Below are 24,664 nucleotides of genomic sequence, written 5' to 3'. Positions count from 1 at the left end.
TGTCGCAGTTCAAACCGCAAGAGCTATGCCAGCTCAAAGAGCGGTTTTGGTTCACGAATTGGCTTTCGTGTCGGATTCCGTCGGATTGCTCCGACACACCTTTGTCGGGCTTCCGACAGTGGACAAGCAAATCGGGTCGCGAAGGCTACCAGCCTTGGGCGCGAAGGGTGTGAGGGAGACTACTTCGGGCTTACGTTGACGTCATCACGACGTCTAGAATTTCTTCACCTCGATGCCATATCGGCGCAGCGCGTAGCCGATTTGCCGCGGCGTGAGGCCGAGGATACGAGCCGCCCTGGCCTGAACCCAACCGGCCTTGTCCATCGCGTCGATCAGCCGATCGCGTTCCGTCAGACGCGGGGGACAAGCGGGATCGTTTGGATCGCCGGCCGCAAGGGGAGAAACGTTGCCTGCGGAGGCACCGATGCGACTGGCCGGCAGCCGCAATCCGACCGGCACTGCGTTGACCCGTGCGAGATCGTCGATGGTATTGCCGCCATTCGAGCGGTCGGCTCGCTTCCAGAGGAGCCAGGAAAGGCACTGGCTCTTCTTACAGGCGAAATCGGATGGCGTGATCGTCCTTGAACGCGCAAGTGTGGCCGTCCTTTGGACGCAGTTCTCCAGCTCGCGGACGTTACCAGGGAAGTAGCATTGCGAGATCAGGTCAAGCGCCGACGGCGCGAAGGCGAGTGCGCGATCGTTCTCCTTGTTGAATCGATTGAGGAAGGCGTTCGCAAGGCGTGGAATATCGCCGGGTCGCTCTCTGAGCGGAGGCAGGATAATTGGCACCACATTGATGCGGTAATAAAGGTCGGCCCTGAACTCCCCTTTTATGACGGCCGTCTCGAGGTCCTTGTTGGTGGCGCATATGAGGCGCACGTCGACCTGTAGCGTTTTGGTGCCGCCGACTCGCTCCAACTCGCCTTCCTGCAAGACACGCAACAGCTTGGCTTGAAAGGCCGGCGAAATCTCGCCGATTTCATCAAGTAGCAGCGTTCCCTCATTTGCCAATTCAAAACGACCGGCGCGCTGGGAGATAGCACCCGTGAAAGCGCCCTTTTCATGCCCAAACAGTTCTGACTCCAGAACGCTTTCAGACAGTGCGGCGCAGTTCAATTTGACGAAAGACTTCTTCCTCCGACGTGAGAGCTTATGGATGGCTTGCGCAAAGAATTCCTTGCCGGTGCCGCTTTCACCCCGCAGTAGCACGGTGGAATTGGTCCCTGCTACGACCGAGACGGTTTCGAGCACCTGCTTGAGTGCGGGGCTTTCCCCGATGATCCCGTCGATTTTGACATCCGCATGCCGGGCAGGGTCGTAGGTCCTCCCCTCGTTGGGCGATTTCTCCGGTCTGCATTGCTCATGGACAGACCGCTGACGATCTGTACTCAGGATGCGATGGAGACGGATCGTCCGGCCGACAAGGTTGGCGACCATCGTCAGGAAGTATGTGTCCTCGTCGTCGCGAAAGTCGGTGGCGCCGTCTCCGGCGCGGTCGATCGACAATGTCCCAAGGATTTTATGATCAGCCTTTAGCGGGATACCGATAAAGGCAATTGGGATGGTGCCGCTGCTCGAAGATGTTTGAAGGTCAGCCTGAAATAGTTGGGACTTGCGGACGTCCGGTATGAAGAGCGGCGTCCCCGTAGCGACGATTTGATCTGTTATGGCCTGTGGTATGACGCGGCGAGTGCCTGATTGAGGTGCGTGGGTATTGCCGGCAGTTGCGGCAATCTCCGGCTCTCCTTCAGCGTCCAGGACGACGATTGCTCCGTGACGCATCTGCAGAAACGAAGGCAGGATGTTCACGACATTGGCGAGCGTAATCTCCAGCTCGCTGGGGGCGGTCAGCACCTTCGATATCTCGTAGAGTCCCCTGAGCGCGATATCTGCTTGGGGCATGCTTTTGATGGGCGGTTCAGGGCGGGTATCCCGAGGTGCTACCTCGTCGACCCGATCTTGCGGTACGTGAGCCATGGAAACACCTCAGCGGTTGTCGTCCAGAGTGCTCCTCCTTTTGTGTCTGAGTCTGAATTGTGAAAGCACAGTATTGACGAGCTTCTCTTCGTGGCGCGGCAATTCAAGCAAAGATAGACTTGGCGTTGGTCGCGACCTCAGGTGTACCAAGATTGACCCGCTTGATACGGTGCGTGCGTCCTCATCCGAATTTGAAGAGGACTCCGAAGCCGCCGCGTGGATAGTTCCACTCGATCTCGCCACTGGTCTCGCACAAAATCCGGCAGGTGCCGCACTCCATGCAGCCGTCGGCAGTGATCTCCACCTGACCTTTGTCGTTCAACTCATAACATTTCGCGGGGCAGACGTGGGTCAGCGCGAGCAAGTTCGCGCTTGGCCTCTCGTGCGGTCGCACTTTGATATGCGGACGGCCGGAATCCACCAAGTAGCGGTTCTGGTAAAGCTTGTCCTCGACACGTGACTTCGTCACTGCGATCGTCATTTCGTCTCCCCTCAGCGCCACGCCAATGCAAGGCGGACCGCGTCGCTGACCAACCCCCAGCGCGAGCGCGCCTTGATGAAGGCCGCCGTGGTCGCCTTTTCCTTCTCGATCTTCGGCGTGCCGTCGACACGCATGAAGTTCTGCGCGGCTTGCGACATCAACCGCGGATAAGCCGTGAAGTAATTGCAGGAATTGGTGTGGAGCAAGGCCGGCATGTCTTTGTATTTCCTTAGGTCCTTGACCACGAAGGACTTGTCCAGCATGGCTTTGTAAAGGGCGAGATTCCGTTTGGTCATAGGATCGTTGCGGCTCTTGACCTCGATGATTGCCTCAGCCGCGATGCGGCCGGAGGTCATGGCGAGGTTCGAACCCTCGCGGTGAATGGCGTTGTTCAGTTGCGCGGCATCGCCGACCACGACCCAACCGTCGCCAAAGAGCTGCGGAATAGCCTTGTAGCCGCCTTCGGGAATGAGATGCGCGGAATATTCTTTCACTTCCGAGCCGGCGATCAGCGGCCGGATCGAAGGATGGGTTTTTAAGGCGTCGAGGAGGACGTAAGGGCTCTCGACCATCGCGGCGAAATCGGAGACGAGGCAGCCAATGCCCAGTGAGATCGACTCCTTGTTGGTGTAGAGGAAGCCGAGCCCGGCCATGCTGCGGGAGGTCGTGCCCACCGCCTCGATCACGCAGCCTTCATCGCCTTTGAGGCCGAACCGCTGCTCAATGACCTCTTCGGGCAGGAAATGCATTTCCTTGACGGCGAGCGCCACGGTTTGCGGCTTCGGCATCTCGCGCAGGCCGGCCCGCGTGCCAAGCAGTCCGCATACACCTTCTGCGAGGACGACCACGTCCGCGTAGATGGCTCCGCCGGCCCGGTCTGTGCGGACGCCGATCACCCTGTCCTTGGCGTCACGGATGAGTTCCGTCACGGTCGTCTCGCACAGAACCGTCGCGCCGGCCTCGCGCACCTTACGCGAAAACCATTTATCGAACTGGGCACGGATGATCGTGTAGCGGTTGGGCTTCGCCTCATTGAAGTCGTCCGACCGATAGTGAATCCCGGTATGGGATGTGTCGTCCATCACCCAAAGCCGCTGTTCAACCAAATGCCGCTCGAGAGGCGCATCGTCCCGGAAATCCGGGATGATCTTCTCCAGCATGTTCGCGTACATGATGGCACCCTGGACATTCTTGGAGCCCGGATATTCACCCCGCTCCAACTGCAGCACCTTCAGGCCGTGGCTGGCCATGGTGTAAGCAGCTGCGTTTCCGGACATGCCGGCCCCAATAACAATGGCGTCGAATTGTTCCTCAATCATGTCCATCCCTTAGCTCGCAAGCTTATCGCGACTGTGGGGCGACAGCCGCCGGGTGAAGGCTTCCGTCAGTGCGGGCAGGAAGCGGATCGCGTCGGTGACGATCCCGAGGTGAGCGAAATCGAAAATCGGCGCGTTCGGGTCGGTGTTGATGGCCACGATGAGATCCGCCCCCTCGACGCCAACCCGATGCTGGACGGCGCCGGAAATCCCGGCCGCTATGTAAAGCTTCGGCCGGATGGTCTTGCCAGTTTGGCCGATCTGCCGATCAGCTGGCATCCAGCCCTTCTGGACCAACGGGCGCGAACAGCCGTGCTCGGCGCCGATTGCTCGCGCGAGATTCTTCACAAGCTGCAGGTTCTCCGCCGCGCCTAGACCGAGGCCTCCCGCAACCACGACGTCGGCATAGGCAAGATTTGCCTTTGCCGACTGACTATCCGGCAGGAAGCCGAGGATTTTGGTAACGATCTCGTCCTCGGCTACCGAGAGCTTGTGCCGGATGACACGCCCGACCGGTTTATCCGCCCGCTGCGGCATGGGCATGACCCTCGGTCGCACTGTCGCCATCTGGGGGCGGAAATTGAGCGTATAGATCGTGCACAACAAGGAACCGCCGAAAGTCGGACGGGTGGCGGCGAGCGAACCGTCGGTATCCACATCGAGTTCGGTGCAGTCGGCCGTGAGCCCTGTCTGCAAGGTCGTCGCCACGGAGCCGGCAAGATCCCTGCCGAGTGTGGTGGCACCGAGAAGAAGGATCTCGGGTTTGTGGGTATCGACCAGATCCGTCATCGCCTTGGTGAATGGCTCGTTCCGATAGTCGGCGAGCAGCGGCGCCTCGACGATGTAGACAAGGTCGGCGCCATAAGCGAACGCTTCGGCAACGGCGTTCCCGATGGCCTCTCCCGGCGGTCCAAGCACGACGCCCGCAAGCTGGACCTGAAGCTTGTCTGCTAACTTGCGGCCTTCGCCGAGCAGTTCGAATGATACGGGATGGACCTGGCCGCGTTCGAGCTCGATGAAAACCCAAACGTGCCGGTAGTCCTTGAAATGCGCGGGCAGCTCCTTCTTTATGCCGGCACGGCCGGCGGCAGGGCGAGGGGTTTCTCGGTTCGCGGTCGACATCGTCTGCTCCTTGCCCTCTCACGCGCCGCCGTTGAAGGCGAGCTCATGTTCCAATGCCGGCTGGCGGGTGAAAATTGCCGTGATGAGTTCGTCAGCGACATCGCGCAAGGCCATCTCGGCGGTGTCGATTTTTGCCGCCTTTTCCGCTCGCGCAGGAGGCGCGAAAACGCGCTTGACCACCGTCGGTGAACCGCGCAGGCCGCATTTGGTGAGATCCTCAATGCCGGCGTCGGCCGCACTCCATTTCAAGACCTGGCTGCGCGCGGCGCACAGGGCGTCCTGGATCGAGCCCCGGCGGATCTCGTTTGTGCCTTCCAGCATGGTGATCAGGCAAGGGAGCCTGCTCTTCAGCATCTGTGTGCCGCCTTCGGAGCGGCGCTCGACCTTGATCTCGCGCGCAGCAAGGTCAATAGAGGCGATCTTCGCGACATAGGTCAGTTGCAGGAGTCCGAGGCGCTTGGCGATGCCGGGCCCGACCTGGGCGGTGTCGCCATCGATCGTCTGCTTGCCGGTGAAGACGAGGTCTGGCGTGCCGAACGTCTCGCCAACCTTCGCGATTGCCTGGGAAAGGGCGAACGAGGTCGCCAGCGTGTCGGAGCCGGCAAAATAGCGGTCGGTCAAGAGCACCGCTCGGTCGGCGCCGTAACCGAGCGCCTTGCGCAGCGCGTCCTCTGCCATGGGCGGACCCATAGTGAGCACGGTGACTTCGCCACCATAGGCGTCGCGCAGTCTGAGGGCTTCTTCGAGGGCGAACAGGTCGTAAGGGTTGATGATGGTCGGAACACCCTGGCGCATGATCGTGTTCGTCACCGGATGGACCCTTATCTGTGCCGAGTCCGGCACCTGCTTGATGCAGATTACGATGTGCATTGGCGGTTTCTCCAGGCTCCTGTCCGGATGCGGGCTTGGCGGTTCATCTCCTTGGGTTGCATCATTCGTGCCAACTGTTTTGCGCTGCCCCCAATTCCTAGAACTTCGCTTGGTTGCTTCTGAGGGCGCCGTGGTGATGACCGGATTTGTCGGCTTCTCGACATTGTCGCGTCGCAACCCGTGTCGCGGTCATTCCTGTCCGAACCGCTTCAGTACGGAGTCGAACGGGACAAAGGTGCGGCCCGGCGTGGCAGGTTTGTTCGGATCGTGGTCTTTGAGCACCTTGAAGACCCGATGGGTGAGCGGCGAGGAAACCGCGAAGTCCTCGTAAGCGCGTTCGAGCGTCGCGCGCACCCGCGCGGCAATCACCTGGTCGGGCAGACCGGAGAAATCTTCTTCGGCAAGGTATTGGCCCACGCGCTTCATGATATGGAGCCGCGAGACATTCAGCACCTTCGGATCATAGGAGACGCCAAGGACTGCGAAGAACTCCTCCGCAGCCGACAGGCGCTTCAGTCGTGCGAGGATGTCGGTGACATCGATGGGGCGGCTGTCAGCGGAACAATTCATTGCATTCTCCCTGGTCGGAAAACTGTGGTGTCGGTGGGCTCGCGCACGGCTGACCTGGACCCGCACAGCTCCGCGAGGGATGCCTCGCTGCACATTTCATCGTAGAGCTCGACCAGTTGAGTTGCAGTGACGGTCGATTTGGTCTCGGCCGCCTCGCGCCGGACGCGGGCCACCATCGCGGCTGCCAAATCCGGGTCGAGATCGCGACCGCTTTCGCTCAGCACATGGGCAATCGCAGTGGCGCCGGAATGCTTGCCAATGACGATACGCCGGCAGCGGCCCACGAGAGCCGGATCGAGCCCCTGATAAGTACGCGAGTCCTTCAGCAGCCCCTGCGACGTGAATGCCGGATTCGTGGGTGAAAACATCGGCGCCCACGACCGGCTTAATGGCCGCGGTCTGCCGGCGGGAGGCCCAAGCCACCTGGGCGGCGAGGTCGGGCAATGCGGTCAGCTCGATGCCGGTATTCGCGCCGTCGAGGACCGCCATCGCGGCGGCCACCTCTTCCAGCGCGGCATTGCCCGCACGCTCGCCGAGCCCCAGGACGGTGACGGACGCATGGCGCGCGCCTGCGCGGATCGCGGCCAGCGTGTTGGCGGCAGCAAGTCCGAGATCGTTGTGCGCATGAAATTCAAGCTCGATTGGAGACTGCGGCACGAGCTGGGCGACAAGTTCGAAGGTCGAAAACGGGTCGAGAACGCCGACTGTGTCGGCTAGCCTGACGCGGCTTGCGCCGGCGCGTGCAGCCGTCTCGATGACGCGGGCGAGATGATCCCGATTGGCCCGCGAGGCGTCCTCGCAGCCCACCGCGACGAAGAAGCCGGCGGCGGCTGCGCGCCTGACCATACGTTCGATGACCTGGAGCGCTCCCGCCTTATCGAGGCCGAGCTTGGCGGCAAGTTGGATGTCCGACGCAGGCAGCGATAGATTGATGGCGTGGACGCCGCTCTCGATCGCTGCATCGAGATCCAGCGACGTCATCCGGCACCAGGCCATGAGCCGAACCGGGAGACACCGCGCGACCACGGCGCGAATTGTTTCGATCTCGTCGGCGCCCATGACCGGCGTGCCGATCTCGATCTCTGTGACGCCGGCCGCCGCAAGAGACTCGGCGATCTCCAGCTTTTCCGTCGTGGTAAAGGCGACGCCGGGCGCCTGCTCGCCATCGCGCAAGGTCGTATCGTTGAGAAAGACATGACGGGTCATGAACGGTAGCCGGTTCTGCTGCCGCTCAGGCATAGACCGGATTGACCGTCTTCGGAGGTTCGGTTACCCGGCCCAGAACTGGGAAAGCCACGCAGCTTCTCCACGATTGCCGGCATGACCTCGAGCACCCGGTCGACGTCCGCTTCGCCGTTGTCCCGCGCCAAGGAGAAGCGGACTGCCGCGTGTGGCGTTTTCATCGCGCTCAGGACGTGGCTCGGTTCCAGCGAGCCGGAGGTGCAGGCGGAGCCGGAGGAACACGCGATGCCCACGCGGCTGAGGAGAAGTGGAATTCCATCACTTTCGACATGTTCGAAGGAGATGTTTGCGGTGTTGGGCAACCGTTCCAGGGGATCACCAGTGACACAGGTGCTTGGGATGCGCTGGAGAATCCCGTCCTCTAAACGGTCGCGGAGCGACTTTACCCGTGTGGTCTCGTCGTCCATGAATTTCAAGGCGAGTTCGGCCGCCATGCCGAGCCCGACTATGCCGGGCGTATTCTCGGTGCCAGCACGCCGGTTGTGTTCTTGGTGACCCCCCTTGATCAGCGAGTGGAAATTGACGCCACGTTTTACGAAAAGCGCGCCGATCCCTTTCGGCCCGTGCAGCTTGTGGCCGGAGAGCGACAGCATGTCGATTGCGGTCGACTTCAGGTCCATCGGAAGCTTGCCGACCGCCTGCACAGCATCGGTATGGAAAAGGGCGCCCACTTCCTTGGCCAACTCGGCAAGCCTGGCCACGGGGAAGATCACACCAGTCTCATTGTTCGCCCACATTATCGAGACGATTGCCACCTGTGGGGTGAGGGCGGCCATATAGGCGTCGAGGTCGAGCCGGCCACGGCAATCCACCGGGATCCTGTGCACCTTGACGCGGCGGGTCTTCTCAAGATGCGCGCAGAGCGTCAGCACGGCGGGATGCTCGACCGCGGACGTCACGATCTCGGTTCGGTTGGGCGTTGCCTCGAGCGCCGAAAGAAGCGCTGCATTGTCGCTTTCTGTCCCACCCGAGGTGAAGGTGATCTCATCGTCGAACTCCGCGCCGATCAGAGCTTGCAACTGCCTCCGCGCCTTTCTCACCGCCGCACTGACTGAGGCGCCGAGAGCATGCGCCGACGAAGGGTTGCCGAATTGATCCCTAAAGAACGGCAACATCGCTTGCACGACCTCAGGATCGACCCGTGTGGTTGCGTTGTTGTCGAGGTAGACAGGTTTCATGTGCGATCCTCAGTTGACCGGAATGACGCGAGCGCGCGACCGCCTCATTGAGCCTCTGGCGTATGCCGTTGATGATGATGGGCCCGAACTGGCAGCCGGCGCGGACGCCCGAGAGTTTGACCTAGACCGGATCGGCGTCGACATGGCCAAGTCCTCAGTGGCCGCCGTCAGCCCGCAGGTAAGGACGCCCGAACACGACAACGTTATCGATAAGCCGAATTTGGCGCAGCGGCGCGATTTGGCCGCCAGCAGCTCGGGTGCCACCAGGAACCGAACTGTTTCGGCAGGCGACGTTCTTTGCATCCTACCGGAAGCGATTGCCGGTCCCGAGATCGGCTTTGACCTTGCCTTGTTGTTGAGGACGGGGACATCTGTTGTGCCGGCCATGTAAGCCTCCTCTTCCGCAAAAGAGTCCGTTGGCGGCAATCGCTTCATGGACCCGCACAGGCGCTTCGGGCGATCAACTGAAGGACTTGCCGCAGCCGCACTTCTCGCGCGCGTTGGGGTTATCGAAGACAAAGCCGGAAGATTCGAGCCCGGTGAGGAAGTCGACGGTCATGCCGGCGACATGGGGTTGGGAGCCCGCGTCCACGAACAGCTTGATCCCATCTGTCTCGGTGATCGCGTCGCCCTCGCGCGACACGCTCTCCAGGCCCATTAAGTATTTGAAGCCGGCGCAGCCGCCGGCCTGGACCATGATGCGAAAGCCTTCCGCCGGCTCGCTGGCGCGGGAAAGAGCAGTCTTGATGGCGGCAACAGCGTTGTCGGTGAGCGTAATCATGGCTCCATTCTCCTCAGTCCGGGACCTGCTTGCGCATCACGCTGCATGCACCGTGCCAAAGCGAAAACCGTTTCAACACAGCGCGGCATCTCTGACCCTGCGGTGGTTCTTGTGAGTCCATTGCTGCGAAGGTGTCGGCCAATCGACACGTACTGTCGGGTTTGTCGGGTCCGCCACGCGGGATGTTGGGCCTGAGTTGTTGGCTGAACTCACATTAAACCAATGACCATTACAGAAGACTCCTTCTGAGCTTGCTTCGGCGCAATTGGCACGGTTTTTGAAGCTCCACTGGCGAGGCGGCAAGAGACTGCCGATCCACAATCGTGTCGTGGGTGCCCTCGCGATCGATGCGGCGAAGCAAGGGAGCAACATGTCAGGACTGGGTCAGACACGCTTTGTTTGGCGAAGCAGCGCCGCCCGTGGCATCCGAATGACCGATTGGCCGATTGCGACAACACCCACAATCGCTCACCACCGCCCGGTGGCCACCGACCGGCTCGATGACATTCCATCGGCATGTGCCTGCTCGTGTCACTCGGGTCTCGCCGCTCCGATAGCACCCCCGGTTTTCGCGCGGGTGCGACGACGTGCGCACGCTGTCCAGCGACACTTTGTTCACGGGCCAGCAGCAGATCAGGGTCGAGCATTACGGCGCGCCCGATCGGCTGAAGATTCACCGGCAGGGCAGCTGATCCTCACACGTAGGTGGAAGCAGGGGTAAGACATGGACCAGCGCGAGAAACCGTCGCCGGACGAAATCCGGCGGGCATGCGAAGACAATCCGAAAATCCGGGAGCATGATCTCGCCGCTCGATTGGGCATTTCGGAAGCCGAATTGGTCGCGGCGCATTGTGGTCACGGCGCGGTGCGCATCGAGCCGCGCGTCGATGATCTGCTGACCGGCCTCGAAGCGGTCGGCGAGGTGATGGCGGTCACCCGCAACCAAAGTGCCGTGCACCAAAAGATCGGCGTCTACGACAAAGTGGTCACCGGCAACCCGCATGCCATGGTGCTCGGCGACGAGATCGACCTGCGCATCTTCCCGAAAGCGTGGGCGTATGGCTTCGCCGTCGAGAAGCGCGAGGGAGCCGAGATCCGCCGCAGCCTGCAATTCTTTGATGCCACCGGCGAGGCGATGCACAAAGTACATCTCAGGCCCGCCTCGAACCTGCACGCCTATCAGAATCTGGCGGCAGAGCTTGTATCCTCCGACCAGGAGCCGATCATATCGGTCGAGGCGAGCGGGGCGCTCGATAATGCAGTGAGTCCAGACCAAGCCGCCACGGTCGACGACCTACGCGAGCACTGGAGCCGGCTGAGCGACGTGCATCAGTTCTACCCTATGTTGAAGACCCTGAAGCTCAGCCGCTGCCAGGCGATGCGTATGGCCGACGAGGATTACGCCTGGCTGCTCGACAATGATGCCGTTGGCGCCCTGTTCCAACAGGCGGCCGAAGACGAGATGCCGATTATGTGCTTTGTCGGCAATCGTGGTTGCATCCAGATCCATTCCGGCCCGATCAAGTCGGTCAAGCAGATCGGGCCGCGGATCAATGTGCTCGACGAGAACTTCCATCTCCATCTTAGGACTCATCACATCCGCGAGGTCTGGGCCGTGCGCAAGCCGACGAGGGACGGTCACGTCACGTCCGTTGAAGCCTATGGCGCCGACGGCAAGATGATCGTCCAGTTCTTCGGCACGCGCAAGGAAGGCGAACGCGAGCGCAGCGACTGGCGGTTTCTGGCCGAGAGTCTGCCACGCGTTCCCGGTCCGACCGACCGGGATGTGTAGAGTGCCGACAGGCCCTCGGATTGAACCGGCCGCCATAGGACTCGGCACCACGTTCCGACAGCGGCTCGCGAGGAAATATAGGTCCATCTGCGATAGAGCTTGCCGTGTTAGCGCATACGCACGGTCAGGTGTGCACGCCGGAATTGACCGCATCGATACAGTCAGGCTCGTCGCCGGCCGGATCGCTGCGCACGAGTGCATCGCTCGTCTGACCGGAAATCCTTGCAGCGGCTACAACAACGCATATGCCATCAGCGCCGAACCGAAGCGGAAGCGCGGCCGGGTCTTGTCGGACCGCACCCGAACCTTGCGCTGGATCGCGTCGTTGCTCAATCCGGGCCGTGCGAGCGATCTCCTCGCTCGTCGACCGGAAGGCTGTGCAGCAGCAGCCAAGCCGAACAGCCCGATGTCGCGGACTCGACAAAACCGACCACGGATGTCGGTTGTCGGACGTTGCCTAAGAATGATGGACAGGTGATCATCAGCGGCGGGCCTAGTGCAGGCTGGCATTGCTTCGTGCAGCGCCATGGGTACGCCTATCCGGCACGCGACTTGCTTCGAGAATTTGATCAGCAGGGCATCAGCAGTGCGTCACGGAGCTCAGAGGTGATTGACCAGCCTCTCAACCCTAACGGGGATAAGCGGCGGCTTTGCTTCATGACCGCAGCGCGGCGGAGATGCCCCTTCTGATCGACTTCGCAACCGATCTCATCCGCGCTGGTGCAGGTGGGCTGTATCAGGCGACAGAATCTAGAAGGCGCCCGACAAGAGACGTGCCCATGCTGGAAATCGACTTTATGAACAGCGGTGCAATCTCAATCGAGCCATGAACGCCAATGTAGAGAAAACAAAATGGCGACCAACCCCGTTCCAGATCATGTCCCGCCCGAAATGGTGAGGGACTTCAGCCTGTTTACATCGCCAGGGATGCCACCAACACCCAACGGGGATCCACACGCAGCTGTCGCTTGCGTACATGACGGGCCTCCGATCTTTTACTCCCGCTACAACACGCAAGATGGCCGGGGTACCTGGGTCATCACCCGTGCCGCGGACCAGCGGAAGGTGCTGCAGGACGCAGAGACTTTTTCCAGCCATCGCAGCATCTTCTCCTCCATACTGGGTGAAAACTGGCCGACGATCCCGCTTGAGCTCGATCCACCGGCCCATGGCGTCTTTCGCTCACTGCTCAATCCGCTGCTTTCGCCAAAGCGGGTGTTGGCTTTGGAACCGGCTGTCCGCGAACGGGCGGTCGAGCTGATCGAAAGGATCGCCGCGTCGGGCACAAGCTGCGACGTGATGAAGGATTTTGCCTTTCCTTTCGCGGTGAGCACCTTTCTTCGCTTTCTGGGGTTGCCCGATGACCGACTCGATACATTCGTCGGCTGGGGGAAAGATCTGCTCCACGGCGACGATAAGGAACGACCTGTGGCTGCCCGGACGATCGTGGCATTCATCGACGAACTTGCAGCCATGCGCCGCCAGGAGGCGGTTGACGATTTCATGAGCTTTATCGTGCAGGCACAGGTCGAGGGCCGCCGGCTGACGGACACCCAAGTCCGCGGTATCGGCGTGCTTGTCTTCGTCGCTGGGCTCGACACGGTCGCAGCAGCTATAGGCTTTGACTTGGCGTACCTCGCGCGCAACCTCAAAGATCAGCAATTGCTGCGGAGCGAACCGGACCGCATCCCGCTCGCAACCGAAGAATTGCTGCGGGCCTATCCGCCCATTCAGTTGATCCGCGTGGCTACGAAAGATATCGACTTCGAAGGCGCGCCGATCCGGAAGGGGGACTATGTTTCCTGCGCCACGATGATTGCCAATCGTGACCCGGCGGAATTCGAATGCCCCAACACAATCGATTTGGAGCGGGAGGACAACCGCCACGCAGCGTTTGGCTATGGTCCCCACCGTTGCCTTGGCTCACACCTTGCCCGGCGGGAGATTGTCATTGGCCTGGAGGAGTGGTTGGCGCGCATCCCGGCTTTCAGGATCAAGCAGGGTACGGCACCGATAACTTCTGGCGGCCATGTGTTCGGGATCGAAAATTTGATCCTGGACTGGTCTTAGGCCCGCCCCGACCCGGGGCACAGACAATGGAGGCAGCGCCATGCGCATCATCGTCCAAAAGGCCAAATGCCAGGGTCACGCGCGATGCGCGGCGCAAGCGCCGGACATCTTCAAGCTTGATGACGAGGGCTACATCCTGCCTGGTGACATTGAAGTTGCGGAAGGGGAGGAACTGCCTGCATCGCGGGGCGCGCGATCCTGTCCTGAGCGTGCGCTGGAACTCACCCGCTGCGCGCTTTGAGGACTCATTCAACCGAGAGTCTGGCGGGCTTGAACCATGTGGCCGCACTCAGCACGCGACCTCTGTCCCGCACGGTTCACGTCCAACTCTGCAGGGCCATTTCCGGCGCCAGTGTTCCCCGTGAGGCGCAAACGGCAGGGCAGGGGTTCGCGAACACCTCTTCCAATCACAGAATTTGCGTCAGAGCCGATGGACCAGACGAGAATTGCCGAACTACTCGACGCGAGGCGACCCGGAGTGCCATACCGAAGAACTGCCCGACCCATGTTGCGGCAGGCCGGGTCTCTGCATGATTTGATAGGACGAAACCAGGAGAACGCACCATATTTGCCCAACATTATGCCCGGCTCAGCACCGGCCAATGGCCGCACATCGAGCTGGAGAGGAGGTTCGACCAGCATGTGCTTGCCTGTGTGCTTTCACGTGCGCTCGAGGAGATCGAGGCCGGCGAGGCGACGGCGACGGAGGCAACCGGACTTTCGCGCGCCGAGTTGCGCGATGTCCTGGTCCGCTGTTTCCCTGCTTTTCCTATCAACGCGTTTGCCTTGAAAGAGGTGAGCGAGCCCGAGCCGGATCTGGAAGAAGAACTTCTGCATGGACTGCTGCTGGCGCATGCCCGACATGGCGACCCGGCGAGCGCCCGCTTCGCCAAGATCATCGCCCGGCGTGCCATGCGCAATGACCACCTCTGGCAGGACCTTGGCCTTTTTAATCGAACCGACCTCGGCCGCCTGCTCGCCTCGCATTTTCCGACGCTGGCGGCCGGCAACACCCAAAACATGAAATGGAAGAAATACTTTTACCGCAAGCTCTGCGAGGCCGAAGGTTTTTCGCTGTGCAGCGCGCCCAGTTGCCGGGAATGCAATGACTTCGAAAACTGCTTCGGCCCGGAGGAAGGCGAAACCCGCCTCACACGGGTCAAGAACGGCATCGCCTCGGATTGAGAGCCGCTTTCGTCAGTCGTACAAGGATTTCGAGCGGTACACCTCGACAGCCCACCATGAGAAGCACCTGAACGACGTTCTGGTGCGGGACATGACTCCGGAACTGATAGAGAAGATCCGAAACCTGGCGCAGGGAACGAACGGCCTGAACGCGGGCCGGAAGGTCGTCCAGTGGATCAGCGGGGCGTTGTCATAGGGGCAAGAGGAGCACAAGCTGCACACTGGCCTCGGGACAGGGTTCGCGTGGTGGAAAGGCGTGTCTCCGGGATACACCCGGCCGACACGTGGGAGGTATCTTGACCTCGAACAGATTGCCCGCGTTCTCTACATCGCGGAGAAGCATCGGGACCGACCGGACAGGTTGCAAGCAAAACCGACAACGGAGGCGGCGCTAGCTGCCCTGTGGTGGATCGCCCTGACGGCCCAGCGGACCACCGCCAGCATGTCCCTGCTGGCCTCCCGCGTGGTAGGGGATAGGACGCGCGAGGCTGGAAGATCGCCGCGTTCCCGGCGGAGGACATGAAGTCGAAACGGTATCACGCGCTGCCGCTGCCTCCACGCGTGGTGCTTTTGCTGGAACGGGCGCGGATCGGCATCGACAGGGATTCAAAATGGGCCTTCCCGTCGAAGAAGGTGCGTCGGCCGGGTAGCGAGGAAATCGAAGACCTACACATCCATGACACGACCGATCCGGAAGCTTCGGAGAAAGGATACGGTCGGGAAGAAACGGGAGTCCGTCGACCTGCTGGAAGGCATCCCGCATTTCTCCCCGCATGACCTTCGGCGCAGCCTCACGACGATCCTGACGGACCTGAAAGTGCGCGGAGACGCGGCCTCCGCCGTGCTGGACCACTCATCCGGAACACCGGGGGAGGTCGAATTTCAGGAGGCGGACGTCACACGGCTGGCCTACAGCCGTAGCCAACGAATCGAGTTAAAGCGAGAGGCGATGGAAGCGTGGACGACGGCCGTATTCGAGGCTGTCGATAAGGAATGGGCCAAGCACAGGCCCGTGCCCTTCAAGGCCTTCGGCCAAGTGCTGCCTCTTGGCCGTGTGCTGTCTCTCGGCCAAGGCGATGGCGTTCCCCAAAAGGCCAGCAGCCAAACGCCGCTGTGGTATCAGGAGATGGAATCGAAAGAAGCAATGAAAAAATCGCAGCCGCGTCCCCGGCTTCCGAACTCCGGAAATTGAGCGACGAATGACGGCCTCGAAGTCATAGCTCCTTGTGCCGGGAAAGCCCGCTACGCTTTCGACGGAAGCCATTCGCGCTCGACCGAATTCATGGCCAGAAGCGGACCTTGGAGTGTTGCAGAACTTTCTTCGCGCAATGTTGCGAAAGTATTTCGCCTTTACAGCCCCAGAACACCTCGCCTATGACTGGGCCCGAAACTTTGGGGGGGCACCATGGCTGCATACGAAATATCTATCCAAAACTGCAACAGCATCGACCTCGCGGCTATCCGCATCGAAAAAGGCAGCCTCAACATCAAGTATGGACCGAACGGCATAGGCAAGAGCACAATAGCCAGAGCGATCGTAAGCCAGGCTCGGGGCGATGGCACACTTGATGCCCTTATTCCGTTCAAAAATCGAGGCAAGGCTGGTTCGAAAAACCCGCAAGTTGATGGCATCGACGACGTAAAATCAGTGCTCGTGTTTGATGAAGAGTATGTGAACCAGTTCGCTTTTCAGCAAGACGAGGTTGTTAAGAATAGCTTCAATATATTTGTTAAAACGCCAGAGTACATTACCACAATGGCGGAAATAGAAGATCTTTTTACTGGCATTAGAAAAGCTTTCGCAGACAGCGTTGAGATTGAGCAGACCACCAAGGACCTAAAGGAGCTGCGCGAGGCTTTCGGCAACTCCAAGACAGGTGCCATTCCAAAAAACAGCAAGATTCACAAAGCCTTTGGCACAGGCAATAAGATTGAAAACGTGCCAGAATCTCTAAAGTCGTTCGAGACATTTATTAAGAGTCCAGAGCCTTCAAAGTGGATTTCATGGCAGATCAAAGGGAATGAATTCCTTAAGCTCGGCGATACCTGCCCCTACTGTTCAACAGGGCTGCCGGAAGGGCCGCAGAAGGAAACCGCACTCGCTGTAGCGAAGGAGTATGATGCAACCGCCATTGGTCACCTTAATGTTCTGAAGGCAATCATAGGGAGGTTGGGGAAGTACTTTAGTGATAAATGTCGGGAGAACTTGGAAAAAGTAACCACCGCGAAGATCGAGTTGACAGCCCAAGAGCAAGGCTTTCTAAGCGGCCTTAAGACTGACACCGATGCTCTCATCGAAAAACTAGAAGGTCTTCGCACAATCTCCTTCTTCACTTTGCGGGACGTTGGCGAAGTTGGCGAAAAAATTGAACAACTGAAAATCGACCTTGCGATGATGGACAAGCTCGATTCGGTGGAAACGCGAAAGGTAACGGACCCGATCAACTCCCAACTCGAAGAGCTTATCGAGAAGGTCGGAGTGCTGAAGGGCAGCGTCAACAAGCACAAGGCGCGAATTGAGAAGGCGATCAAGGAGAATCAAGCGAGCATCAATAGCTTTCTGAAATCGGCGGGGTACAAGTACTCGGTGGCGATCATCCCGGAGCCCGATTCATACAAGATGAAACTCATTCACAATGACCTGAACGAGCACGTTGCGTCTGCGGCAAAACATCTCAGCTATGGTGAGAAGAATGCTTTCGCCTTGGTTCTCTTCATGTATCAAGTTCTGAGCGAAAATCCAGATATAGTTGTTTTGGACGACCCGATATCCTCGTTTGATAAGAACAAGAAATTTGCGATACTTCACGAGCTGTTTCAAGGGAAGGGTAGCCTTAGAGGCCGCACAACTATCATGCTGACGCACGATATCGAGCCTGCCATTGATGTCATTAAGAGCACGAGCGATGTCTTTAAGGGATCCAATCCATCGGCAACATTCCTTACTGCTAGGGGTGGGAAGGTGAGTGAGGTGCCCATTCAACGGGGGGACATCCAGACCTTCACCAAGATATGCAGGGAGAATATTGCTAAGCTCGCCGATCCGATCGTGAAGGCCATCTATTTACGCCGCCATTACGAGATTTCGGATGATGTGGGTCTGGAGTACAATCTATTGGCAAGCCTCTTTAAGAAGAGGCCTATACCGACAGTGAAAACCATAACTGAGAATCGCGACATGAGTGTCGAAGAAAAAACGAAGGCACAGGAAAGTGTCCTAGTGTTTATTTCGGACTTTGATTACGACGAGCTTGTTAAACAACTTAATGATGTCGCACTGATGAAAGCGAAGTTTCTTGCGACCGATGTTGGGTACGAAAAAATTCAGCTTTTCCGCATTGTTAGAGAACATGACGATGATGTCATCACAAAGTTCATTAACGAATCTTACCACATCGAGAACGAGTATGTGATGCAGTTAAATCCGCACAAATTTGAAAGCGTCCCTGAGTATGTGATCGATGAGTGCACGAAGCTTCTTACCTAAGCAAAGGAACTGGGAACTAGCTGTAGGCTGCGTCAACGGATATACTCGTACGAGAATCGTTTTCGGTTTGGGTGAATGACGGAGGAGAGCAGTTCAGACCAAGGCATTGAAGAGCCGCAGGACGGCGACGCTCCTGAGCCAACCCTTTACCCTGACTTCAATGTGAATATTCGGGGCTGGGAGAGGGACAACGAGGAAGAGGCAAGAGCGTTTGCCTCGGGCTTGTTGGGAGCGACTCGGGGCATTTCCAGGTATCTCGACCTAAGCCGTCTCGAGTCTATCGTGGTTGGCACGGACTATTACGAAGCATTGGCGAGCGTTGACCGTGGCGAAGGCAGCCCAGCCGCTGATCCAACATCCAACGAGTACGGACAAGGTGCCGCAATGGCTATGCACGTCATGCGGAACGGCGAGATATGGAGCGTGGTGGTGATCTGGATGCCACTAGTCCGCCGGGTGGTTGACGAAGGCCACGAGGACCACAAGCGCGCGCTCCACACCTTCTTTCACGAACTTGTTCACGTTGACGATCTTCGGCTGTTTACGAAGACCTACCCAGGTGGCTGGAAGGAGGCCAAGCCGCGCGACGGTCGCGACGACGCACTTCAGAGAATCGTCAACCCGTGCCAATCCGAATACTCCGCCCAGCGGCGTTCCGCATGGGTTGCGCCGGAAGTCGGCCTCGAACTCCTCGACATGCTCGGTAATGCGTTGAAGGAGGTGGACGATCAAATCCGAACCGCTCGGCTCCAGTATCGACTTCATGGAGACATGAATGTCTTCTGGCCGATCGTGATCGAGAGGCTGACATTTCTGTTTCAGGCTATCGGTTATGGGATCGGCCATGCCGACTGGGTCGCCGAGTATGCTGATGAACATCCGGATCTGGCTGCCCAATATGACATGAGGCTGAAACAGCTTTCTGAGTTGCCCTCCGGTTGGCTTCTTGATGAGTGCCGGGAAGCGGTGATACCCTTCTTCAAGATGAAAGAATGGACCGGACAGGAGATCTATGATCCTTTGATCGCAGTACTAGAAGAACTGCTGAATCAATATGGGTTATTCACGCGTCCTAGCGACGGAGGCATTTACGTTGATATGCCGTACACCGGATGGCACGATCTCTGAGGTCGAAAGGCTGAGTGGCTCGTTGTCAGCCGGACAACTCCACCCAAGGCCCTCGTCCCCGTCCGGATTGGTGTGCCGCCCTGAGGCACGAGGCGCTGTTCCTATCGCTCTAGGATAGAGGGCTGATACGATTCCAGTCCCTGGTCTAGATTTCCTGTCCTCCATTAGCCAGATGCTTGACCATCACCCTGCTCGGCATCAAACGCGTAGCCGCCCTTCACCTTAGCGACTTCGTTCCCTGCCCGCGTCTCTATGATCTCGCGAATGGCAGCTTCCGCTTTCCCCCTATCCTGCTGCGCTGCGTAGTGGTGTTCCTTGCCGGGGAACAGGGTCCACCAGTCGACTAGCGCCTTCCTCTTCCCCGCGAGATAGACAAATCCTTTGAAATAGCCGCTAAAGCCATAATTCGTGTGACCTCCGGCCGAGGCGAAGCGTCCGTGCATGTCGGATTTCGGCTGGATCTTGATATCACCGTCATTCGGCTTCGCCGCTCGGATTGCAAGAATGCTGCTCCCGACGGTCACGACGAAATAGCCGTTAGCCTCGAAATCCCCCGCTTCCTCGGGCTTGATCGCGACTTCGTCATACTCCTCGTGGTCCCAATCGACGACGCGGCCAGTCAACTTAATTGCCGTCATCTTGTCATGACTCCGTGCACGAAAAATAGGTGATGGAAGAGCCGATACTGCTTACGGTGTCGGGATCACAGGCGAGGGGGAGACCTATCCCACCACATTCCAGCATCAGTTTGGGGTAGCGGCTATTAATAGCATCGTGGCATTCAGCCGTGCCGACATCAAGAACACGGATGAACTCTACAATGATGAATTTTCCCACGTGCTTCGCGGAGGTGATGGGCTACGGGACACCGGAACTCACGGCCGAGGCCATCGTCCTGAGGCACAGGGACCATTTTAGCCAACCGGCGCTTGCCGCCGCCCGCGCGAGGCTATTCCTAGCGGGAGTGCAAATCGATGATGTCGGAAACATCGTTTTGACATGAGGGGATGCCGTTAGGACACCCGAGCGTCAATTCCTTGGCAGCTTGTGGATTTCCAACCTCACTGGACCGCCCCGGTCGAAAAGCGCCCTTTCGACCGAGCTGAATAAAGCGTCCTTCCCGTAGCGCCGAATCAGGTCCGCTGGGTTTACCTGTGCATGATGCGAGCACTTTTTGCACCAAGCGCGGAGCGTGTGCCACTCGCGCAGATCGGCAAGCGATACGTCCAGGCCTGCATGCACGCTGCCGTCGACAATGGTCTGCGGTGCCACAGTCGCTTCGCCTGGCGTTATGATTTTTTCCATCACGTAGCGGGCATTGTAGTGAATCAGGAGCATCCCTGGGCGCCGACGGATAGCGGCTTGCCAGGCTGCCTGACTGACGCTCGAATCCGGGGACCGCGAAATAGTCTCGACAAGGGCCGTCTCCTCCCGGTCCCAAACCTCGATCCGGAAATTGTCCTCCGCTGTTTTCGCCATAGCTTCGCCGGCCAGCGCATTTGGCGCTTCGCCGCCGTTCCCACCCTTCTCAGATCGAAACAGGAATAAGGAATCTGTTCCTCTCCCGTCAAGGGGCTGCCTTGACTCTTTGTTCTCATTTCGTTCACTGTCTGCCAACTGCCTGGGGACGCGAATATGCAGCTTCGCTTGAACATTCTGGGTGCGTCGGAAGAGGAAAAGCAGCACGGGATCGAGGCTGCCAGTGTCGTCTTTGTATCCGCAGGTGTTTCGGCGGAACAGGCCGCCGATGGCATGGTCGCATTGGAGGGCTGGGACGATGCGGCATTTCCGGACGCTGGCGAGCCCACCGAAGACGAGGATGACGCGGCAGCGGTGTGGATGAATGCCACAAGGCCGCCATCAATACGTGCTGTGTAGGCTGGCCAGCAGATCAGTTGCCTATCCATCTCATCCTCGAGCTTGTTGATTGATGCCACGAGCGGTAAATTAGCGGCGATTCCTTGGCCCTGCGCCAACGGGCCAAATGGAGAGGGCAATGTCGACTTTCGATAGCTCACCTTATTCCGACATTCTCCGCAACCGCGCCTGGCGAGCGAAGCGTTCGGAGGCGTATCCACATGGCACAATCACCTAAGCCAGCGCCGCGTCTTCGGCAGCTGCACAAGCTGCACAAGATGTGTCATCGACGAGGCATCCAATTTGGCTGAAGACTCGCGATTCGATCGTTGTGCCCAGCGCCGAAGGGGTGCGTGCCGGTGCTCCGGCTGATCTATCCCGAGCTGATCTACCGGCCATTCACTGCTGGTCTATGTCGCGTCCTGATGATGCCATCTACCTGGTTGGTGCTGTTTAGCACCCGCGTCGGCGTAGGGCTTCGCGCGGTCGACGATAATCCGGCCGCCGTTGACAGACTGGCATTTCGCGACCTGTCTGCGCTATCGTGCGGCATCTTCACCGGCGTCCTGACGGGCATGGCCGGCGCGTAGCTGTCGCTCGCCCAGAATGCCGGGTTGTCGTGAAGGATATGACCGCCAGCACGGGTTCCATGGCGCTGGCAGCGCTCATCGTCGCCAAATGGAAATCGGTGCCGGCGAGGTTCGCGTGTCTGGCGGCGAAGGTCGCCATGGCCCGGAGGTAAAGCCGGCGAGGCGCTTGCGTTGGTTCCATGCGTAATCATGCGGAGGATCGCGCCGCGCCGTGCATGCGATTGCATCTCTCGTCCCGCTGCGCTGCTGAGGCCTCTTCTGTCAGGCGGTCTAGGTTTCGCGCTTCGGGCCGAGCAGGAACACTGTCAGGGCGGCGAGGAACGTGACAACAGCACTGTACGCAATGGCACTGGTAATCCCGGCATTGTCCACCAATAGTCCGCCGAAAATCGCGCCGCCTGCGATTGCCACTTGGAACGCTACGACCATCAGCACACCGGCGCTTTCGGCCTGCTCGGGAGCGGCGCGCCACACCATCCACGTCTGCAATCCCACCGGCACTGCGCCGAAGGCAAAGCCCCACGCGGCAACCGCAACCGCCGAGGCCGAGGCCGATGCTCCCGCCGTCAGCAGCGAAACAGCGGCTATCGCTATGAGCAGCGGTGCAAGGGCCGCGACTGCCTTGAGACTGTACTCGGCCAGCAGCCCACCGGCCAAATTGCCGAAGAATCCGCCGATGCCAAAAGCAAGCAACACAAGCGAGATCGTCTCGACATCCAGCGCGGGAACCTTCTCGAGGAAGGCGCGGATATAGGTGAAGCCGGCGAAGTGGCCGGAAGCGACCAGCAGGACGACCAAAAGCGCGACCTTGATCATCGGAATCTTGGCCACATCCAGCAGGCTGCGGAAGCTAGCCACTCCAACCGGAGGCAGCCTCGGAATGGTTATGAGTTGCACCAGCAGTGTAGCGGCGCCGACGACTGCGGCGAGCATGAAGGCGCTTCGCCATCCCCAGATATCGCCGACATAAGCGCCGATTGGAGCTGCGCAAACGGTAGCGACGGAAACGCCGGTGAGGATGATCGATAGGGCGCGCGGCAGGAGGTGGCTTGGAACGAGCCGCATCGCCAGTGCTGCCGACATCGACCAGAAGCCTCCGAGCGCTATGCCGAGCACGACGCGTGCCGTCAGGAGTACCGCCAGCGACCACGCGCCGGCCGCCAGAACGTCCGACAGGATCAGCAGCAGCGTCATCGCCCACATGACGATCCTGCGGTCCAGGCGCTTTGTGATGATGGCCACCGTCGGCGCCGAGATCGCCCCGACGATAGCGGTCGCCGTCATCGCCTGTCCAGCCGCACCCTCGGTGACACCGAGATCATGCGCGAGGGGCGTGAGGAGGCTGACAGGCAGAAACTCTGCCGTCACCAGCCCGAAGGTGCCCAAGGAAAGCGAAATGACCGCACCCCATTTGGGACCAGACGGTTGGTCGGGCTTTTCTGGGTCGTGCAGAACAGCGTCCATGACGCCTGCCGCGGATCGGGTCATGAACGAAGTCTCCACTTTGGATGCACTGCAACATGAGGTTGGCTGCCTTGACCCACATTAAAGACACAAGCGCATTTCGCGGCGGCGTTGCACGGAGGAGGGGATGTTCATTGCTTCGCGATATTTTGTGACGGTGCGGCGCGCAACATCGATGCCGGTTTCCTTCAGCCGGACAGCGATGTCATCGTCGGAAAGCACGTCGCCGGGAGATTCTGCGGCAATCATCGCTTTGATCCGATGGCGGACAGCTTCGGCGGAGTGCGCGTCGCCGCCTTGGCAGGACGCGATCGCGACGGTGAAAAAATACTTGAGTTCGAAGACTCCGCGCGGGGTGAGCATGTACTTGTTCGAGGTCACCCGGCTTACCGTCGACTCGTGCACGCCGATCGCGTCAGCGACGGTTCTGAGATTGAGAGGCCGCAGGTGGGCGACGCCATGTTCCAAAAACGCATCCTGCTGGCGCACGATTTCAGCCGCAACCTTAACAATCGTCTTGGCGCGCTGATCGAGGCTGCGGATTAGCCAGTTCGCGTTTTGCAAGCATTCGTTGAGAAATGCTTGATCTTTTGAATTTTGGACAGTTTGACGCGACACTTCGGCATAGTAGGTTTGGTTGATCAGCAGCTTTGGCAGCGTGGCGGGATCAAGTTCGATCTGCCACCCGCCTTGCGGCGAGGGCGTGACCCAGACGTCGGGTATGATTGATTCAGACGCACCGGATTGGAATCGGTTCCCAGGCTTGGGATCGAGCGCCCGAATCTCATGCATCATGTCGAGAAGGTCTTCTTCATCGACGCCGCAATGCTGCTTCAGTGCCTCAAAATCGCGTCGCGCAAGCATTTCAAGATTGGCAACCAAAGCTGCCATTGCCGGGTCGAGCCGATTTCGCTGGCGCAACTGAATCTCGAGGCATTCTCTGAGACTTCGCGCAAAAACTCCCGGTGGATCAAATTGCTGCAAGGTTCCGAGAACCCGTTCCACAACAGCCTCATGGACATTCAGGCTCTCGGCCAGCTCCAAAAGGTTTGCCCGAAGATAGCCAGTGTCTTCCAGATCGGCGGCAAGCTGGCCAGCGATCAGCCGCTCCTGTGGTGTGAACGCAGTGAGGGCGATCTGACGAGCGACATGGTCGTGCAATGTTTCGGCGAGGGTGGCAAACTCGTCGAGGGAAGGGCCATTGCCCGGCGGGTTGTTGGTCGTGTTGCCAAGTGATTTCCATTGCCCGAGCCGTTCAGGCGACCCTGCCCCGGTCGGTCCTTCAACGGCGTTTGCGCCAGGGCCGACAGGCTGATCCGCTCCCGAAATCGAAACGTCGTCAAAAGGCCCGCCATCGCTTGATGCAGATTCCAAAAGCGGGTTCTTCTCGATTTCCCGCTCCACGAACTGATGCAGTTCAGTATGCGCCAGTTGCAGCAAGCGAATCGACTCAATGAGTTGAGGCGATGCGACCATGGATTGCTTCTGGCGCTGAAGCAGGCTTGCTGAGGATTGCATGGTGAGCGCGATAATCCTGTCGAGGAGCCTCTTGGG

Annotated in this window: 23 protein-coding genes and 1 pseudogene; 10 read left to right on the top strand and 14 right to left on the bottom strand. The window is 59.4% G+C overall.

The features are described 5' to 3' along the window. Nucleotides 1-213 precede the first annotated feature (213 nt). From nifA to nifS, 8 genes and pseudogenes are all read right to left on the bottom strand, one after another. Nucleotides 214-1,977 carry a nif-specific transcriptional activator NifA gene (gene nifA, locus NKH60_RS19360; RefSeq protein ID WP_352548219.1) on the bottom strand — a complete coding sequence of 588 codons (1,764 nt, stop codon included), beginning with the start codon at nucleotides 1,975-1,977 and terminating at the stop codon, nucleotides 214-216. A 181-nt stretch (nucleotides 1,978-2,158) separates the two neighbouring features. Continuing rightward, nucleotides 2,159-2,458, bottom strand: coding sequence for a ferredoxin family protein (locus NKH60_RS19355; protein ID WP_023678245.1), 300 nt, complete (start codon nucleotides 2,456-2,458; stop codon nucleotides 2,159-2,161). Nucleotides 2,459-2,469: 11 nt separating this feature from the next. Continuing rightward, nucleotides 2,470-3,777 (bottom strand): FAD-binding protein, encoded by a 1,308-nt coding sequence (locus NKH60_RS19350; protein ID WP_352873063.1) that lies wholly within the window; start codon nucleotides 3,775-3,777, stop codon nucleotides 2,470-2,472. A gap of 9 nt (nucleotides 3,778-3,786) precedes the next feature. Then, a complete protein-coding gene (locus NKH60_RS19345; protein WP_352457019.1) occupies nucleotides 3,787-4,896 on the bottom strand; it encodes an electron transfer flavoprotein subunit alpha/FixB family protein in 1,110 nt (369 codons plus the stop codon). 18 nt (nucleotides 4,897-4,914) lie between these two features. After that, nucleotides 4,915-5,766, bottom strand: a complete 852-nt coding sequence (locus NKH60_RS19340) for an electron transfer flavoprotein subunit beta/FixA family protein (RefSeq protein ID WP_352466656.1) — start codon at nucleotides 5,764-5,766, stop codon at nucleotides 4,915-4,917. A gap of 189 nt (nucleotides 5,767-5,955) precedes the next feature. Next, entirely contained in the window at nucleotides 5,956-6,336 is a 381-nt protein-coding gene (nifW, locus tag NKH60_RS19335; protein ID WP_352503026.1) for a nitrogenase stabilizing/protective protein NifW, read from the bottom strand. Continuing rightward, nucleotides 6,333-7,542: pseudogene (nifV, locus tag NKH60_RS19330) on the bottom strand (homocitrate synthase). Before nifV ends, nifW begins: the two are co-directional and overlap by 4 nt. Further along, nucleotides 7,539-8,756, bottom strand: a complete 1,218-nt coding sequence (gene nifS, locus NKH60_RS19325) for a cysteine desulfurase NifS (protein ID WP_352873004.1) — start codon at nucleotides 8,754-8,756, stop codon at nucleotides 7,539-7,541. The pseudogene nifV and the gene nifS overlap by 4 nt, the downstream one beginning before the upstream one ends. A 13-nt stretch (nucleotides 8,757-8,769) precedes the next feature. Between nifS and NKH60_RS19320 the strand changes: the two genes are divergently transcribed. Next, on the top strand, nucleotides 8,770-9,147 hold the full coding sequence (locus tag NKH60_RS19320; protein WP_352873002.1) for a hypothetical protein: 378 nt from the start codon (nucleotides 8,770-8,772) through the stop codon (nucleotides 9,145-9,147). A gap of 69 nt (nucleotides 9,148-9,216) precedes the next feature. Here NKH60_RS19320 and NKH60_RS19315 read toward each other — a convergent pair whose 3' ends face one another. Further along, on the bottom strand, nucleotides 9,217-9,537 hold the full coding sequence (locus NKH60_RS19315) for a HesB/IscA family protein (RefSeq protein WP_023678237.1): 321 nt from the start codon (nucleotides 9,535-9,537) through the stop codon (nucleotides 9,217-9,219). 724 nt (nucleotides 9,538-10,261) lie between these two features. Here NKH60_RS19315 and NKH60_RS19310 point away from each other — a divergent pair. Continuing rightward, complete coding sequence (locus NKH60_RS19310; protein ID WP_352873000.1) at nucleotides 10,262-11,329, top strand: hemin-degrading factor; 1,068 nt, start codon at nucleotides 10,262-10,264, stop codon at nucleotides 11,327-11,329. Between the two features lie 231 nt (nucleotides 11,330-11,560). Here NKH60_RS19310 and NKH60_RS19305 read toward each other — a convergent pair whose 3' ends face one another. Further along, a complete protein-coding gene (locus NKH60_RS19305; RefSeq protein WP_352872998.1) occupies nucleotides 11,561-11,857 on the bottom strand; it encodes a hypothetical protein in 297 nt (98 codons plus the stop codon). Nucleotides 11,858-12,181: 324 nt separating this feature from the next. On the opposite strand from NKH60_RS19305, the gene NKH60_RS19300 reads away from it, so the two are divergent. The 6 genes from NKH60_RS19300 to NKH60_RS19275 all read left to right on the top strand — a co-directional run bounded on the left by NKH60_RS19300 (nucleotide 12,182) and on the right by NKH60_RS19275 (nucleotide 19,199). Beyond that, the gene (locus NKH60_RS19300) at nucleotides 12,182-13,399 is read left to right on the top strand and encodes a cytochrome P450 (protein WP_352615343.1); all 1,218 of its coding nucleotides are present in this window, start codon (nucleotides 12,182-12,184) and stop codon (nucleotides 13,397-13,399) included. A 40-nt stretch (nucleotides 13,400-13,439) separates the two neighbouring features. Beyond that, entirely contained in the window at nucleotides 13,440-13,640 is a 201-nt protein-coding gene (locus NKH60_RS19295) for a ferredoxin (protein WP_352491466.1), read from the top strand. A gap of 323 nt (nucleotides 13,641-13,963) precedes the next feature. Continuing rightward, nucleotides 13,964-14,584 carry a nitrogen fixation protein NifQ gene (locus tag NKH60_RS19290; RefSeq protein ID WP_352873061.1) on the top strand — a complete coding sequence of 207 codons (621 nt, stop codon included), beginning with the start codon at nucleotides 13,964-13,966 and terminating at the stop codon, nucleotides 14,582-14,584. Nucleotides 14,585-15,260: 676 nt separating this feature from the next. Further along, nucleotides 15,261-15,776 (top strand): site-specific integrase, encoded by a 516-nt coding sequence (locus NKH60_RS19285; RefSeq protein WP_352872996.1) that lies wholly within the window; start codon nucleotides 15,261-15,263, stop codon nucleotides 15,774-15,776. 213 nt (nucleotides 15,777-15,989) lie between these two features. Then, the gene (locus NKH60_RS19280) at nucleotides 15,990-18,071 is read left to right on the top strand and encodes an AAA family ATPase (RefSeq protein WP_352872994.1); all 2,082 of its coding nucleotides are present in this window, start codon (nucleotides 15,990-15,992) and stop codon (nucleotides 18,069-18,071) included. 75 nt (nucleotides 18,072-18,146) lie between these two features. After that, a complete protein-coding gene (locus NKH60_RS19275) occupies nucleotides 18,147-19,199 on the top strand; it encodes a hypothetical protein (protein WP_352872992.1) in 1,053 nt (350 codons plus the stop codon). A 164-nt stretch (nucleotides 19,200-19,363) separates the two neighbouring features. On the opposite strand, the gene NKH60_RS19270 is transcribed toward NKH60_RS19275, so the two are convergent. Both NKH60_RS19270 and NKH60_RS19265 read right to left on the bottom strand, forming a co-directional pair. Further along, the gene (locus tag NKH60_RS19270; protein WP_352872990.1) at nucleotides 19,364-19,837 is read right to left on the bottom strand and encodes a hypothetical protein; all 474 of its coding nucleotides are present in this window, start codon (nucleotides 19,835-19,837) and stop codon (nucleotides 19,364-19,366) included. A 391-nt stretch (nucleotides 19,838-20,228) separates the two neighbouring features. Then, nucleotides 20,229-20,678 carry a hypothetical protein gene (locus tag NKH60_RS19265; protein ID WP_352872988.1) on the bottom strand — a complete coding sequence of 150 codons (450 nt, stop codon included), beginning with the start codon at nucleotides 20,676-20,678 and terminating at the stop codon, nucleotides 20,229-20,231. A gap of 156 nt (nucleotides 20,679-20,834) precedes the next feature. On the opposite strand from NKH60_RS19265, the gene NKH60_RS19260 reads away from it, so the two are divergent. After that, nucleotides 20,835-21,077 carry a hypothetical protein gene (locus tag NKH60_RS19260; RefSeq protein WP_352872986.1) on the top strand — a complete coding sequence of 81 codons (243 nt, stop codon included), beginning with the start codon at nucleotides 20,835-20,837 and terminating at the stop codon, nucleotides 21,075-21,077. Nucleotides 21,078-21,415: 338 nt separating this feature from the next. Continuing rightward, a complete protein-coding gene (locus tag NKH60_RS19255) occupies nucleotides 21,416-21,646 on the top strand; it encodes a hypothetical protein (RefSeq protein ID WP_352872984.1) in 231 nt (76 codons plus the stop codon). Nucleotides 21,647-21,916: 270 nt separating this feature from the next. On the opposite strand, the gene NKH60_RS19250 is transcribed toward NKH60_RS19255, so the two are convergent. Beyond that, nucleotides 21,917-23,134 carry an MFS transporter gene (locus NKH60_RS19250; RefSeq protein ID WP_352872982.1) on the bottom strand — a complete coding sequence of 406 codons (1,218 nt, stop codon included), beginning with the start codon at nucleotides 23,132-23,134 and terminating at the stop codon, nucleotides 21,917-21,919. Between the two features lie 57 nt (nucleotides 23,135-23,191). Beyond that, nucleotides 23,192-24,628, bottom strand: a complete 1,437-nt coding sequence (gene rpoN, locus NKH60_RS19245; RefSeq protein ID WP_352872980.1) for an RNA polymerase factor sigma-54 — start codon at nucleotides 24,626-24,628, stop codon at nucleotides 23,192-23,194. Nucleotides 24,629-24,664: the final 36 nt, after the last annotated feature.

Source organism: Mesorhizobium sp. M1006 (genome assembly GCF_040318825.1).
Taxonomy (GTDB): Bacteria; Pseudomonadota; Alphaproteobacteria; order Rhizobiales; family Rhizobiaceae; genus Mesorhizobium.
The sequence above is the reverse complement of the archived record's forward strand: the minus strand, read 5'-3'. Positions and strand labels throughout refer to the sequence as shown.